11 protein-coding genes are annotated in these 14592 nt (G+C 61.9%); 7 read left to right on the top strand and 4 right to left on the bottom strand.

What is annotated here, in order from left to right; all coding sequences use genetic code 11:
* The first annotated feature begins 351 nt into the window (after nucleotides 1-351).
* From kdpF to kdpD, 5 genes are read left to right on the top strand one after another with little or no spacing between them, the layout of a single operon-like run.
* A complete protein-coding gene (gene kdpF / locus M5B96_RS05220; protein ID WP_248795546.1) occupies nucleotides 352-444 on the top strand; it encodes a K(+)-transporting ATPase subunit F in 93 nt (30 codons plus the stop codon).
* The gene (gene kdpA / locus M5B96_RS05215) at nucleotides 441-2213 is read left to right on the top strand and encodes a potassium-transporting ATPase subunit KdpA (protein WP_248795545.1); all 1773 of its coding nucleotides are present in this window, start codon (nucleotides 441-443) and stop codon (nucleotides 2211-2213) included. Before kdpF ends, kdpA begins: the two co-directional genes overlap by 4 nt.
* Before the next feature lie 10 nt (nucleotides 2214-2223).
* Nucleotides 2224-4302, top strand: a complete 2079-nt coding sequence (gene kdpB / locus M5B96_RS05210; RefSeq protein ID WP_248795544.1) for a potassium-transporting ATPase subunit KdpB — start codon at nucleotides 2224-2226, stop codon at nucleotides 4300-4302.
* A gap of 11 nt (nucleotides 4303-4313) precedes the next feature.
* Nucleotides 4314-4886: a potassium-transporting ATPase subunit KdpC gene (gene kdpC, locus M5B96_RS05205; protein ID WP_248795543.1), complete on the top strand. Its 573-nt coding sequence runs from the start codon at nucleotides 4314-4316 to the stop codon at nucleotides 4884-4886.
* Between the two features lie 26 nt (nucleotides 4887-4912).
* Entirely contained in the window at nucleotides 4913-7591 is a 2679-nt protein-coding gene (gene kdpD / locus M5B96_RS05200) for a two-component system sensor histidine kinase KdpD (RefSeq protein ID WP_248795542.1), read from the top strand.
* On the opposite strand, the gene M5B96_RS05195 is transcribed toward kdpD, so the two are convergent.
* The 3 genes from M5B96_RS05195 to M5B96_RS05185 all read right to left on the bottom strand — a co-directional run bounded on the left by M5B96_RS05195 (nucleotide 7569) and on the right by M5B96_RS05185 (nucleotide 10608).
* Nucleotides 7569-8510 carry a 5'-nucleotidase gene (locus M5B96_RS05195; RefSeq protein WP_248795540.1) on the bottom strand — a complete coding sequence of 314 codons (942 nt, stop codon included), beginning with the start codon at nucleotides 8508-8510 and terminating at the stop codon, nucleotides 7569-7571. The two genes, kdpD and M5B96_RS05195, sit on opposite strands and share 23 nt — an antisense overlap.
* Before the next feature lie 73 nt (nucleotides 8511-8583).
* Nucleotides 8584-9216: a response regulator gene (locus M5B96_RS05190; protein ID WP_248795539.1), complete on the bottom strand. Its 633-nt coding sequence runs from the start codon at nucleotides 9214-9216 to the stop codon at nucleotides 8584-8586.
* Between the two features lie 30 nt (nucleotides 9217-9246).
* Nucleotides 9247-10608: a cache domain-containing protein gene (locus M5B96_RS05185; protein WP_248795537.1), complete on the bottom strand. Its 1362-nt coding sequence runs from the start codon at nucleotides 10606-10608 to the stop codon at nucleotides 9247-9249.
* A gap of 162 nt (nucleotides 10609-10770) precedes the next feature.
* On the opposite strand from M5B96_RS05185, the gene M5B96_RS05180 reads away from it, so the two are divergent.
* Nucleotides 10771-12828 carry a carbon starvation CstA family protein gene (locus M5B96_RS05180; protein ID WP_248795536.1) on the top strand — a complete coding sequence of 686 codons (2058 nt, stop codon included), beginning with the start codon at nucleotides 10771-10773 and terminating at the stop codon, nucleotides 12826-12828.
* 158 nt (nucleotides 12829-12986) lie between these two features.
* Complete coding sequence (locus M5B96_RS05175; protein ID WP_248795534.1) at nucleotides 12987-13796, top strand: DeoR/GlpR family DNA-binding transcription regulator; 810 nt, start codon at nucleotides 12987-12989, stop codon at nucleotides 13794-13796.
* Here the strand turns inward: M5B96_RS05175 and otnI are convergent.
* A complete protein-coding gene (gene otnI / locus M5B96_RS05170; protein WP_248795532.1) occupies nucleotides 13793-14575 on the bottom strand; it encodes a 2-oxo-tetronate isomerase in 783 nt (260 codons plus the stop codon). The two genes, M5B96_RS05175 and otnI, sit on opposite strands and share 4 nt — an antisense overlap.
* Nucleotides 14576-14592 lie beyond the last annotated feature (17 nt).

Here is a 14592-nt window from a genome sequence, read left to right as displayed (position 1 = left end):
TGCGCTGCTCAATCGGCAGCTCTCAACCTGTGGTTTGAAGTTTCAAATAAACCAGGTTGGATCTGACACTGTCATCCGCGCCTTCACCCTGGATACGGACTTGCCGAACTGCAAGACATAGCCCCCTACAATAATGCCCGCCGGCGCCAGAAGTCCCCGGGCATGCCGGGCCTGGTGAACCGGCAGCCCCCAATGCCGTGGTCAGCGAGCCCACATCGAAATGTCCGTCTATGCTCCCTCCATCACTGGAGGGAATGCCATGGACCTGATCTTTTTGGTACTCGCTGCACTGTTCTTCATCAGCCTGGTGGGCATGGCGTATGGCTGCGCGGCGCTGAAAAGGAGACGGTCATGACCGCCTTCTATCTATTGGGTGGCCTGATAGCAGCCGGCCTGCTGGTTTACCTGGTCGCCGCGCTGCTGTTTCCGGAGGACTTCCTGTGACTACTCAAGCCTGGGGCCTGCTCGGGGCCTTTCTTTTGCTCCTGGTTATTCTCGCCTGGCCGCTGGGGCGCTGGCTGACCACCGTGATGGAGGGCCGCTTCACCTTCGGTTCGCGCCTCGAGTCACCGCTGTATCGGCTGGCCGGCGTCCAGCCTGATACGCAGATGAGCTGGCTGCAGTACGCCCTGGCCCTGATCCTGTTCAATAGCCTGGGGCTGTTGGCGGTTTATGCCTTGCAGCGGCTGCAAGGCGTGCTGCCGTTCAACCCGCAAGGGTTCGCCGCCATCACCCCGGACTCGTCGTTCAATACCGCCGCCAGTTTCGTCACCAATACCAACTGGCAAGCCTATAGCGGCGAGTCGGCGATGAGTTACCTGACCCAGATGCTCGCCTTGACCGTGCAGAATTTCATGTCCGCCGCCACCGGGATCGTCGTGGCGATTGCCCTGGTCCGTGGGTTTGCACGGCACAGTGTCGACAGTATCGGCAATGCCTGGGCCGACCTCACCCGGATCACCCTGTGGGTCCTGCTACCATTGTCGCTGATTTTCGCGCTGTTCTATGTGAGCCAGGGGGCGATCCAGAACCTTGATCCGTACAAGGACGTCACCACGCTGGAGGTCATGCAATACCAGGCCCCGGTGCTCGACGCCGCGGGCCAGCCGAGCGTCGATGCCAAGGGCAATCCGCTGACCGTAGCCAGCAGCACCGATAAACAGACCATCCCCATGGGGCCGGTGGCCTCCCAGGAGGCGATCAAGATGCTCGGCACCAATGGTGGCGGCTTCTTCAACGCCAACTCGGCGCACCCCTATGAGAACCCCTCCGCCGTCACCAATTTCTTTCAGTTGATTGCCATCTTCCTGATCCCCACCGCCCTGTGTTTCGTCTTCGGTCACGTGGTCGGCGACATGCGCCAAGGCTGGGCCCTGCTGGCAACCATGAGCATCCTCTTCGTGATCGCGGTGATCGCCGTCACCCACTACGAGCAACTCGGCAATCCGCAGTTTTCATCGCTGGGTATCGATAATGCCGCAGGCAATATGGAAGGCAAGGAGCTGCGCTTCGGCATCAGCGCCTCAAGCCTGTTCGCCGCGGTGACCACGGCGGCCTCGTGCGGCGCGGTGAATGCGATGCACGACTCGTTCACGCCCCTGGGCGGCGCGGTGCCGCTGGTGTTGATGCAACTGGGCGAGGTGGTATTCGGCGGGACCGGCTCGGGTCTGTACGGCATGCTGGTATTCGCCATTCTCGCAGTGTTTATTGCCGGCCTGATGATCGGCCGTACACCCGAGTATCTGGGCAAGAAGATCGAAGCCTACGAGATGAAGATGGTCGCCATCGCCATTCTGGTCACACCGCTGCTGGTGCTGCTCGGTACCGCAATCGCCGTCATGACCGACGCGGGCCGACTGGGAATCGCCAACCCCGGTGTTCATGGTTTCTCGGAAATCCTCTATGCCCTGACCTCGGTGGCCAACAACAACGGCAGCGCCTTCGCCGGCCTGTCGGCCAATACCCCCTTCTACAACACGTTGCTGGCCATCGTCTGCTGGTTTGGCCGTTTCGGCGTCATCGTCCCGGTACTGGCGGTCGCGGGCAGCCTGGCCGGCAAGAAACGCCTGGCGGTGACCGGCGGCACAATGCCTACCCACGGCATGCTCTTCGTCGTCCTGCTGATCGGCACGGTGTTGCTGGTCGGCTTGCTGAACTACGTGCCGGCGCTGGCGCTGGGCCCGGTAGTCGAACACCTCATGCTGTTCAAGTGAGATCAGGCACATGACACGTCAAGCGTTCTCCCTGTTCGACCCGACCCTGCTACGACCCGCCGTCGTCGACGCCATGCGCAAGCTCAGCCCACGGGTCCAGTGGCGCAACCCGGTGATGTTCGTCGTCTATATCGGCGCCATCATCACCACCGGTTTGTGGGTCCAGGCCCTCAGTGGTAAGGGCGAGGCCAGTACCGGATTCATCCTGGCGATTGCCTTGTGGCTGTGGTTCACCGTGCTGTTCGCCAATTTCGCCGAGGCCCTGGCCGAAGGCCGCAGCAAGGCCCAGGCCGCCTCATTGCGCGACCTGAAAAAGGAAACCTGGGCCAAGAAACTGCGCGAGCCCCGCTACGGCGCCGAGTGGCAACTGGCCAAATCCAGCGACCTGTGCAAAGGTGATATTGTCGTGGTTGAAGCCGGCGACCTGGCCAACTCGCTCATCCCCGCCGACGGCGATGTGATCGAAGGCGCCGCTTCGGTGGACGAGTCGGCCATCACCGGTGAGTCGGCCCCGGTGATCCGCGAAAGTGGCGGCGACTTCTCGGCGGTGACCGGCGGGACCCGGGTCCTCTCGGACTGGATCGTCGTACGGGTCACGGCCAATCCCGGCGAGACCTTCGTCGACCGCATGATCGCGATGGTCGAGAACGCCAAGCGGCAAAAGACCCCGAATGAAATCGCCCTGTCGATTCTCCTGGTGGCGCTGACCATCGTGTTCCTCGGCGTCACGGTGACCCTACTGCCTTTCTCGTTGTTCGGCGTGGCTGTGGCGAAATCCGGTATACCGGTCTCGCTCACCGTGCTGATCTCACTACTGGTGTGCCTGATTCCCACCACCATCGCCGGCCTGCTATCGGCCGTCGGGGTGGCCGGCATGAGCCGCATGATGGAAGCCAATGTCATCGCCACCTCGGGCCGGGCCGTGGAGGCCGCCGGGGATGTCGACGTGCTGCTGCTCGACAAGACCGGCACCATCACCCTGGGCAACCGCCATGCCTCGGCCTTTTTGCCGGCGCCGGATATCAAGGAGGCGGAGCTGGCCGATGTGGCGCAACTGGCGTCCCTGGCCGACGAAACCCCCGAGGGGCGCAGCATCGTGGTGCTGGCCAAGCAAAAATTCAACCTGCGGGAACGGGACATCGCGGCGCTCGATGCGCACTTCGTGCACTTTTCCGCGCAGACTCGCATGAGCGGTGTCGACCTGGGCCCCCGGCAACTGCGCAAAGGCGCCGGCGAGGCTATCCTCAAACACGTCCAGAGCTTGGGCGGCAGCTTTCCAGCCGCGGTGCAAACCAGCATCGAGGAAGTTGCGCGCCGGGGCAGCACACCGCTGGTGGTCGCCGACGGGGCCAAGGTGCTTGGGGTGATCGAACTCAAGGACATCGTCAAGGGCGGGATCAAGGAGCGCTTCATCGAGCTGCGGCGCATGGGCATCAAGACGGTGATGGTGACCGGCGACAATCGGGTCACCGCCGCCGCCATCGCCGCCGAGGCCGGGGTCGATGACTTTCTGGCGGAAGCGACCCCCGAACAGAAGCTGCAACTGATCCGTAGCTACCAGGCCGAAGGTCGGCTGGTAGCCATGACCGGCGACGGCACCAACGATGCCCCGGCACTGGCCCAGGCCGATGTAGCCGTGGCGATGAACTCGGGCACCCAGGCGGCCAAGGAAGCCGGCAACATGGTCGACCTGGACAGCAACCCGACCAAGCTGATCGAGGTGGTCGAAACCGGCAAACAGATGCTGATGACCCGTGGTTCGTTGACCACCTTCTCGATTGCCAACGACATCGCCAAGTACTTCGCCATCGTACCGGCCGCCTTTGTCTCCACTTACCCGCAGCTCTCGGCCCTCAATATCATGGGCCTCACCAGTCCCAACTCGGCGGTGCTGTCGGCGGTGATTTTCAATGCGCTGATCATCATTTTCCTGATTCCCCTGGCACTCAAAGGGGTGAAATACCGCCCGGTCGGCGCGGCCTCGCTGCTGCGCCGCAACCTGTTGGTCTATGGACTGGGCGGAGTGATCGTTCCATTTATCGGCATCAAGGTGATCGACATGGCCTTGTCTGCTGTCGGCCTGACCTGAGGGGTACTGTCATGCTATCTCTGTTGCGTCCCGCATTGACCCTGCTGATCGCACTCTCACTGATCACCGGCCTCGCCTATCCGTTGCTCACCACCGGGATCGCCCGATTGGTGTTCCCCTATCAGGCGGCGGGCAGCCTGCTCGAAAGGGACGGTAAAGCGGTGGGCTCGCTGCTGATCGGCCAAGGCTTCAGTGACCCCAAGTACTTCTGGAGCCGGCCGTCCGCCACCAGTCCCATGGCCTATAACCCACTGTCTTCGGGCGGTTCTAACCTGGGTCCGCTGAACCCGGCCCTGGCCGATGCCATCAAGAGCCGGATCGACGCCTTGCACACCGCCGATCCGGGAAACAAAGCCACGGTACCCGCCGACCTGGTCTACAGTTCGGCCAGTGGTCTTGATCCGCATATCAGTATCGCCGCCGCCCTGTATCAAGCCGGACGCGTTGCGCGGGTACGCAACCTGCCCGTCGATCGGGTCCGCGAGCTGATCGCCGGGCACTCGGAAACCATGCTGTTCGGGTTCCTCGGCGAGCCACGGGTCAACGTGCTGGCACTGAACCTGGCACTCGACGCCACGCATTGAGTGCCCACTGACACAGGGTGGGCTTGATGGCCGAACAACGTCCTGATCCGGACCAGCTACTGGCCCAGCTCCGCGAAGAAGAAGCGCAAGCCAAACGCGGCCGCTTGAAGATTTTTTTCGGCGCCAGCGCCGGTGTCGGCAAGACCTACGCAATGCTGGCCGCCGCCCAGACCGCCAGGCTGCAAAATGTCGATGTGCTGATCGGCGTGGTCGAAACCCATGGCCGCGCTGAAACCCAGGCATTGACTTCGGGGCTTGAACAGCTGCCGCTCAAACAGGTCGTCGACAAGCATCGTACCCTGACCGAGTTCGACCTGGACGCCGCGCTGGCGCGCCGACCGGGCCTGATCCTGATGGACGAACTGGCACACTCGAACGTCGTCGGTTCGCGCCACCCGAAGCGCTGGCAGGACGTGGAAGAACTACTCGGCGCCGGGATCGATGTCTGGTCGACCATGAACGTCCAGCATCTTGAGAGCCTGAATGACATCGTCGGCGGCATCACCGGGATCAAGGTCTGGGAGACCGTGCCCGACCATGTGTTCGACACGGCCGACGAGGTGGTCATTGTCGACTTGCCACCCGATGACCTGTTGCAACGTCTCAAGGAAGGCAAAGTCTATCTGGTCCAGCAGGCCGAGCGCGCGGTGCAGAACTTCTTCCGCAAGGGCAACCTGATCGCCCTGCGCGAGCTGGCGCTGCGGCGCACCGCCGATCGGGTCGACAGCGAGATGTTGCAGTACCGCCTGAACACTGCGGTAAAACCGGTCTGGGGCACGCGCGAGTCGTTGCTCGCCTGTATCGGTCCCCACGAGCATGCGGAAAAGACCGTGCGCTCGACCGCGCGCCTGGCCGCCCAACTCAACGTGCCGTGGCACGCCGTGTATGTCGAGACCCCGGCCTTGCAACGCCTGCCCGAGGCCAAGCGCCGCCGTGTCCTGGCAACACTGAAGCTGGCGCAGAACATGGGGGCGCAAATCTCGACCCTGGCCGGCCAGGATATTGCCGAGGTATTGGTCAAGTATGCACGGCAGCACAATCTATCCAAAATCGTGCTCGGGCGTGATGAGCGCCTGCGGCGCCGATTCTGGCGCTGGGCGATTGCCGATCGAATTGGCGCACTGGGCGCGGACCTGGATGTGATCCAGGTCTCGCTTCCCGCCGGCCAGCGCGCGCAAACCGAAACCCCGTTCAAGGCGAGCCACGGCCCGCTGGCGCTGCAACCCTATCTCTGGAGCGTGGCACTCTGCATCTTGACGACGCTCGCGGCCATGCCCCTGGCCGAGATACTCGAGCAGGCCAATATCGTCATGATCTTCCTGCTGGCCGTCGTTGCCGCGGCGGTGCGTTTTGGTCGCGGCCCGGCGGTCCTGGCGGCCTTTTTGTCGGTGGCGGCCTTCGACTTCTTCTTTGTGTCACCGCGTTATTCGTTCGCCATTGCCGATGTCCAGTACCTGGTGACCTTCAGCGTCATGCTGGTTGTGGCGCTGGTGATCGGACAGATGACCGCCGGCCTGACCTACCAGGCACGGGTTGCGCAACGCCGCGAAGATCGCATGCGGGCGTTGTACGAGATGTCACGCCTGTTGTCCGCGGCCCTGATGACCGAACAGGTCGCGGAGATTGGCGCACGTTTTCTGGCCGATGAGTTCGGCGCACGATCAGCCCTGCTGGTCGCTGACGACGACAATAAACTGCAAGCCCCGATGATCATCGGCGATCCCCCACAGGTCGACATTGCCATCGCCCAGTGGTCTTTCGACAAAACCGAGCCTGCCGGCTATGGCACCGATACGCTGCCTTCGAGTTCCACGCTCTATCTGCCCCTGTCGGCCCCCATGCGGGTGCGTGGGGTATTGGCGGTGCAACCGCGCGACACCAGCCGCCTGGTGGTCCCGGAACAGCGGCGCCTGCTCGACACCTGTGGCTCACTGCTGGCAATCTCCCTGGAAAGGATTCACTACGTCAATGTGGCCCAGGACACCACGGTTCAGATGGAATCCGAGCGGTTGCGCAACTCACTGCTCGCGGCCATCTCACATGACCTGCGAACGCCCTTGTCGGTATTGGTCGGACTCGCCGCAGCGCTGAAACAGAGCACCCCGCCCCTCTCAGGTGATGCCGCGCAGATCGCTGGCGCAGTCGGAGAATCCGCGCAGCACATGAATACGCTGGTCAACAACCTGCTGGACATGGCCCATCTGGAATCCGGCAAGCTGGTGCTGAACCGTCAGTGGCAGCCGATCAAGGACGTGGTCGGCAGCGCGCTGAAAGCCCTGCAGCCGATTATCGGAAACCACCCAGTGCAGGTTACGCTGGAGGACGATATGCCCACGGTTCGTATCGACGCCGCACTGATTGAACGCCTGCTCATCAACCTGATCGAAAACGCCGTCAAATACACGCCCCCGCAAACGCCCATCCACTTGGGGGCAAGGGCTACGCCTGACAATATCGAGTTGTGGGTGGCCGATGAAGGCCCAGGCTTGCCGCGCGGTCACGAGGAAACCATCTTCAGCAAATTCGTACGAGGCAAGAAGGAAAATTCGACTCCAGGTGTCGGTCTTGGCCTGGCCATCTGCAAAGCCATTGCCCAGGCCCATGGAGGAAGCATACAGGCTGTCACCCGCCCGGAAGGCGGGGCGCGCTTCACGCTGCTCCTGCCCCGTGAAGAGCCGCCGGTCATTGAGTCTTCGGTTGATTAGTCACACCGAATGGAATATGCACGGAAGGCACCACCGCACTGGCCGCTTTCAGATGTCCCGACTGGTCGTCGAAGAAAATATGCGGTTTCAACACCGCCAGCACTCGACCTTTCTCGATACCGCCAAGAAAAAAAGCGTCGTTGGCCATCACGCCCCAGCTCTTGAGCGTATTGAGCGCCCGTTCGTGGGACGGCGCACTGCGGGCGGTAACAATGGATACCCTCAAGCGATTCTTGTACTCGGCGTTCTGCGCCTTGTATTTCTCTTCTTCCGACTGGATCTTCGCGATACGAACAAAGAACTCCTTGAGCGGCCCGGGGTTGTGGGGCTGCGCGACATTCTTGACTTCATGGGCGTGAAATCCCTCCAGCCCGGACGTCTGCATTACCGACTCGGACTCATCCCCCGCCAGGACGCCATCAAAGTCGAAGGCGATCCTGAGGGTATCGTCGGCCTCGTCATCATCGGCCTTTGAGTCCATGACCTGCCCCGCCGGATACCCGGCCTTGATGGCCGCATCCACGTCCGTCTTGTCGGCCGAGAGAAACAGCGCAATATTCAACGCAGGGATGTATTCGTAAGGCGACTTGCCCTGCATGAAGATCGCCCGCGTCATCCCGAGCCCATAGTGATCAATGGTTCGCATGACACGCAGTCCCGTGTCCGGATCGTTCTTGGACAGCAGCACCACTTCCACCAGGGGATCTTCCGGATCGGCGCTCAAATCATTCAGAGAGAGCAGGCGCTTGATAAAAGGAAAGGCGATGCCCTTGGGCAACGGCTCGGCCAGCTTCTGCTCCTGGAATTTCCGATACTCTTCTTCCCCATGACTCTTGAACACCGCATCCGAAGCACTGAGGTCGAAAACAGCGCTCGATGCCACGCCAATCACCAGGCGATTATCCAACTCATAGGGCATAACCATTCTCCGTCGTCATGGCCACATACTATCGCACCTGCCTTGTTCCATTGCGACGCGATCTAGAGCCATCTCAGTGCGAAATAATCCCATGGTCAATGGCGTATTTGACCAACGCCGCGGGCTTGTCGATATTCAGCTTGCGACGGATGCTCAAGCGATGGGTCTCCACCGTGCGCACGCTGATATCCAGCTCACGGGCCATCTCCTTGTTGTTCATGCCCTCGACCATCTTGCGCAGCACCTGGCTCTCGCGCGGCGTCAGCTCATTATCGGGGTTCTTGTCGGCGATCAGCCGCTGCGCGATTGCGGCACTGTAAAAAGTCCCGCCGCTGGCGATGGCTTCAATGGCCGCAATGATTTCCCTTGAAGGCGAATTCTTCAGCACATAGCCGCTGGCGCCGGAACGCACCGACTCACTCACATACTCGGTGTTGTCATACATGCTGAGGATCAGGATCTTCAGCAGCGGATAGGTCTTGCTCAACACCCGGGTCAGCTCAAGTCCGTTCATGTCCTTCAAGCCGATATCCACCAGCAGCAGGTCCGGCTGGCAGCGACTCACCATCTCCAGCGCTTCGGTGCCACTCTCGGCTTCGCCCACCACTTCCAGGGCGGGCATGATCGCCAGCAAGGCCTTGATGCCATCCCGGACCAGGGAGTGATCGTCGACCAGGGCGACGCGGATTGGGTAACGCAGGCTCATCAGGGGCGTTCGCTCTTGTGGTGGACTGGGTCAGTACGGGGTAGCGGGCATTTTAAGCGGTAGCAGTACGTCCAGCACACTTCTTCCCGGCGTCGATGCCAGCTCGAAGCGTCCACCAAAATGCTCGACCCGTTCACGGATATTACGCAAGCCAATGCCGGAGTGAAGACGTTCGACCTGGGCGACGTTAAAACCGATACCGTCATCGATTACCGTCAGCCGTATGGAGTCCGTGGCCCCATGCAGGGTAATCGAGACGTTGTGCGCCCGCGCATGACGTTCGATATTGGTCAGGCCTTCCTGCACGATGCGAAACAACGAGACTGGTAGCCCATCGACCAGTTGGCAATCGAATTCGTTGTTTTCGTAGGTCACCACCAACCCGCTGCGCTGCTCGAACTCGGCGGCGAGCTGACCGATCGCCGCCGGCAAGCCCAAGGTATCGAGCAATGACGAGCGCAGGTCATGGGAGAGGCTGCGCACCTCGCCAATCGCTTCCCCCAGGCGCTCGACGGCTTCCCTTAAAATGCCCAGTCCCCGCTCCTCCCCCTTCTCCAGCACATGGCTGGCCAGCTCGAACTGAAACTTGATGGACACCAGCACCTGACTGATACCGTCGTGCAGTTCACGGGAAACCCGTGAGCGCTCTTCCTCCTGCAAACTGACGATGCGTTGGGTCAGGCGCTGCAGTTTCCTGTCGGCCAAGCGATGCTCGCTGACATTCAGCGTCATGCCGCTGGCGAATACCAACAGCACGGCCACCAGGGCGACGGCGGCAATCGCCAGCATCGTCTTGCGGATGCCCTGGGCCACCTCGTCACGCGCCTGCTGGGTGGCGCGCTCGACGTCTTCCAGGTAAATGCCGGTCCCGAGCATCCAGCCCCAACGATCCAGCATCACCACATAAGCGAGCTTTTCGGTCACCTGCCCGGTCGAGGGCTTGTTCCAGGCGTAGCGTTGAAAGCCCTCCCCGGATTCGGCACTTTTGAGCAAGGCCTGGATCACCGGCAAGCCATGGGGATCCTTCATGTCCCACAGGTATTGGCCGACCAGCTCCGACTGTCGCGAGTGCATCAGGCTGCGACCCTGGCGGTCGTAGACGAAGAAGTAGCCATTGATCCCGAAGCTGAGCTTGCGCAGCTCTTCCAGCACTTGCTGCTGGGCGTGGGCGTCACCTTTGCCGTCGTCGTAGAGCGGTGCGATCAGGCTCTGCGCCATTTCGACGTAGTTTTTCAGTTCCGCACGCTTGCTCGCCAGGATACTGTCTTCGATCAGTTGCGCCTGCTGATCGCCCAGTTGCCGGTTCAGGGAAATCACCAGGGCGCAGATGACCGCGATAGCCAGGACCAGGGGCAAGATCCCCAGTGCGACGATTTTGTGCTTGAGCTGCATGGCGAATTCCGAGGCTCTCAGTAGAACTACGTAGAGGCTGCGTACGTAGTCGTGCGGATACTTTTGTTGACGGCATACACGGATATTGGGCCAGCTCCGCACCGCGGACACAATTATAAAAATTACCGCCACAGTCTACCGACTGTTGGCAGGAGACACGCAATGAACCGTCTGGCTAAACACCTCGCCTGGTTTGCCGTGGCTGTCCTGGGAGCGTTTGCGCTGAGTGTCGTGGCCCTGCGCCGCGGCGAAGCCATCAACGCCCTCTGGATCGTAGTCGCCGCAGTCGCAATCTACCTCGTCGCATACCGCTACTACAGCCTGTTTATCGCCAACAAGGTGATGCAGCTCGACCCCAGTCGCGCCACTCCCGCCGTCATCAACAACGATGGCCTGGACTATGTGCCGACCAACAAACACATTCTTTTCGGTCACCACTTCGCCGCCATTGCCGGCGCCGGACCGCTGGTCGGCCCGGTATTGGCGGCGCAGATGGGCTACCTGCCCGGTACGCTGTGGCTGATTGCCGGCGTGGTGCTGGCCGGTGCCGTACAGGACTTCATGGTCCTGTTCATGTCCACCCGCCGCAACGGCCGTTCCCTGGGCGACATGGTCCGTGAGGAAATGGGCCGCGTGCCGGGGACCATCGCCCTGTTCGGCTGCTTCCTGATCATGATCATCATCCTCGCGGTGCTCGCGCTGATCGTGGTCAAGGCCCTGGCCGAGAGCCCCTGGGGCATCTTCACGGTGATGGCGACCATCCCGATCGCGATGTTCATGGGCGTCTACATGCGCTACATCCGCCCGGGCCGCATCGGTGAAATCTCGATTGTCGGCGTGCTCCTGCTGCTCGGTTCGATCTGGCTCGGCGGGCAGATCGCCGCCGATCCGGTCTGGGCCAAGGCCTTCACCTTCAGCGGGATCCAGATCACCTGGATGCTGATCGGCTACGGTTTTGTCGCCGCGGTGTTGCCGGTGTGGCTGATCCTGGCACCGCGCGACTACCTGTCGACCTTCCTCAAGATCGGCACCATCATGGCCCTGGCCATCGGCATCCTGATCACCATGCCGGTGCTGAAAATGCCGGCGCTGACCCAGTTCGTCGACGGCACAGGCCCGGTCTGGAAAGGCGGCCTGTTCCCGTTCCTGTTCATCACCATCGCCTGCGGCGCGGTCTCCGGCTTCCACGCGCTGATCGCGTCGGGGACCACGCCCAAGCTGCTGGCCAGCGAAGGCCATGCCCGTTACATCGGTTACGGCGGCATGCTGATGGAGTCCTTCGTGGCCATTATGGCGATGGTCGCCGCCTCGGTCATCGATCCGGGCGTGTACTTCGCCATGAACAGCCCGGCGGCGGTAGTCGGCGCTGATGCGGTGGCGGTGGCGCAGACCGTCAGCAGTTGGGGCTTCGCGATTACCCCGGACGCCCTGCTGGCCGTGGCCAGGGATATCGGCGAAACCACCGTCCTGGCCCGTGCCGGCGGTGCGCCGACCCTGGCGGTCGGTATCGCGCAGATCCTCCACCATGTGCTGCCCGGTGAGAACACCATGGCGTTCTGGTACCACTTCGCGATCCTGTTCGAAGCGCTGTTTATCCTGACCGCCGTGGATGCCGGTACCCGTGCCGGGCGTTTCATGCTGCAGGACTTGCTCGGTTCCTTCGTCCCGGCGCTCAAGCGCACCGAGTCCTGGACCGCCAACCTGATCGCCACCGCCGGTTGCGTGGCCATGTGGGGTTACCTGCTGTACCAGGGCGTGATCGATCCGCTGGGCGGCATCAACACCTTGTGGCCGCTGTTCGGCATCTCCAACCAGATGCTGGCCGGTATCGCGCTGATGCTCGGCACCGTGGTGCTGATCAAGATGAAGCGCCAGCGCTATATCTGGGTCACCCTGCTGCCCGCCGCCTGGTTGCTGATCTGTACCACCAGCGCCGGTTTCATCAAGCTGTTCGACGCCAACCCGGCCATCGGTTTCCTCGCCCTGGCGAAGAAATACAGCGTCGCGCTGGAGGCCGGGCAGGTGATCGCCCCGGCCAAGGACATCACCCAGATGCAGCACGTGATCTTCAACGCCTACACCAACGCCACGCTGACCGCGCTGTTCCTGTTCGTGGTCTTCAGTATCCTGTTCTATGCGATCAAGGTCGGAGTCTCGGCCTGGGGCAGCAAGGAGCGCACGGATAAGGAAGCACCGTTCCAGGCTATTCCCGAGGCGTAATCGAAGTTTGTCCCGGTAGATAAAAAAGAATGCCCCGTATCGAAAGATACGGGGCATTCTTCGTTGGAGAACCACAACGACTCGTTCCTTTGACGCGGATTCGCTACTATGTTTGCTCCGCTTTCCCTGTCGGCGGATTTCTTCATTGTGGAGCCCGAATGCCTAGTCAAAAGGACATCGCCGTCGAAAGCGGCGCACCGATGATTCCTGAACAGCGCCGTGAATTGATGCTGCGCCAGTTGCGCAAGCACCAGGTGCTGAGCGTTCATCAGTTGATGGAAATGTTCGAGTGCTCGCACATGACGGTGCGCCGCGACATTGCCTTGCTGGAACAGGAAGGTCGGGCCTACTCGGTGACCGGTGGCGTGCGCATCGCCAGCCAACTGCACAGTGAGCCCAGCCACCAGCTCAAGGCGGTGGTCGAGTTGCCGCAGAAGCAGGCCATGGCGAAGCTCGCCGCGCGCTTGCTGCATGCCGACATGACCATCTACCTGGACGCGGGCACCAGCACCCTGGAGATCGTCCCGTACGTCAAGGCGCTTTCCGGCATGACCGTGGTCACCAACGACTTCGGTATTGTCCAGGCCTTGATGGACGCACCCCAGGTCACGGTGATCCATACCGGTGGCCAGCTGGATCACTCCAACCATTCCTGCGTCGGAGGACTGGCGGTCGCCACCTTGCGCCAGGTGGTCACCGATATCGCCTTCATCTCCACCAGTTCCTGGGATTTGCGTCGCGGCCTGACCACGCCTTCGGCGCTGAAGGTCGAGGTCAAGCAAGTGGCGATGCAATCGGCCGCGCAAACGGTGCTGGTGGCCAGCAGTTCGAAGTACGGCACCTTCAGCATGTACCGGATTGCCGGGCTCGAGCAGTTCGACATCATCCTCAGCGACGACGCCCTGACCGCCGCCGCCGCCGATGGCATCCGCAAGCAGGGCGTGGAACTGCTGTTACCTACCGCCTAGCGCGCCTTCCAGTCGCGCAGCCATTGCAAGCCCGCCGAGGTATCGCCGCGCGGGCGGTATTCGCAACCGACCCAGCCGTCGTAACCCAGTTGGTCAATCAGCTCGAACAGGTAGGGGTAATTGACCTCTCCCTGATCCGGCTCGTGCCGATCCGGCACCCCGGCAATCTGGATATGACCGATCCCGGCGAAGTCGCGGCGCAACTTGCTGGCCAGGTCGCCCTCGACGATCTGGCAGTGATAGCAGTCGAACTGCACCTTCAGGTTGCTCGCACCGACTTCCTTGCAGATCGCCTGGGCCTGATCCTGGCGGTTGAGGAAAAAGCCCGGCATGTCCCGTGTATTGATCGGTTCCAGCAACACAGTGACGCCGACCTTGGCCGCCAGGGCCGTGGCATGGGCGAGGTTTTCCAGGTAGATGCCGTGATGCCGGGCCCGCTCGCCCTCCGAGGGCAGCAGACCGGCCATGACGTGGATGCGTGAATTGCCCAGCACCGCGGCGTACTCCAGGGCGCGCTCGAAACCGCTGCGAAACTCACTTTCCCGACCGGGTAACGACACAGTACCGCGCTCCCCCGCCGCCCAATCGCCGGGCGGAGCATTGAACAGCGCCTGCACCAGGCCATTGTCGCTCAGCCGTTGCTTGAGTTCCTGCGCACTGTAGTCGTAGGGAAACAGGTACTCCACCGCTTCGAAACCGTCGGCGGCCGCCGCGGCGAAGCGCTCCAGAAACCCCTGTTCCGGGTAAAGCATGCTGAGGTTTGCAGCAAAACGAGGCATGGTAGCTCCCAGGATAA

The organism is Pseudomonas sp. MWU13-2105, from assembly GCF_023242315.1.
GTDB lineage: Bacteria > Pseudomonadota > Gammaproteobacteria > Pseudomonadales > Pseudomonadaceae > Aquipseudomonas.
Note: the sequence above shows the minus strand (reverse complement) of the source record. Positions and strands in the feature narration are given on the sequence as shown.

Excerpts from the sequence above, each read along its gene's own strand:
- kdpF (WP_248795546.1), top strand. The coding sequence starts at position 352 with ATGACCGCCTTCTATCTATTGGGTGGCCTGATAGCAGCCGGCCTGCTG.
- kdpB (WP_248795544.1), top strand. The coding sequence starts at position 2,224 with ATGACACGTCAAGCGTTCTCCCTGTTCGACCCGACCCTGCTACGACCC.
- kdpC (WP_248795543.1), top strand. The coding sequence starts at position 4,314 with ATGCTATCTCTGTTGCGTCCCGCATTGACCCTGCTGATCGCACTCTCA.
- kdpD (WP_248795542.1), top strand. The coding sequence starts at position 4,913 with ATGGCCGAACAACGTCCTGATCCGGACCAGCTACTGGCCCAGCTCCGC.
- M5B96_RS05195 (WP_248795540.1), bottom strand. The coding sequence starts at position 8,510 with ATGCCCTATGAGTTGGATAATCGCCTGGTGATTGGCGTGGCATCGAGC.
- M5B96_RS05190 (WP_248795539.1), bottom strand. The coding sequence starts at position 9,216 with ATGAGCCTGCGTTACCCAATCCGCGTCGCCCTGGTCGACGATCACTCC.
- M5B96_RS05185 (WP_248795537.1), bottom strand. The coding sequence starts at position 10,608 with ATGCAGCTCAAGCACAAAATCGTCGCACTGGGGATCTTGCCCCTGGTC.
- M5B96_RS05180 (WP_248795536.1), top strand. The coding sequence starts at position 10,771 with ATGAACCGTCTGGCTAAACACCTCGCCTGGTTTGCCGTGGCTGTCCTG.
- M5B96_RS05175 (WP_248795534.1), top strand. The coding sequence starts at position 12,987 with ATGCCTAGTCAAAAGGACATCGCCGTCGAAAGCGGCGCACCGATGATT.
- otnI (WP_248795532.1), bottom strand. The coding sequence starts at position 14,575 with ATGCCTCGTTTTGCTGCAAACCTCAGCATGCTTTACCCGGAACAGGGG.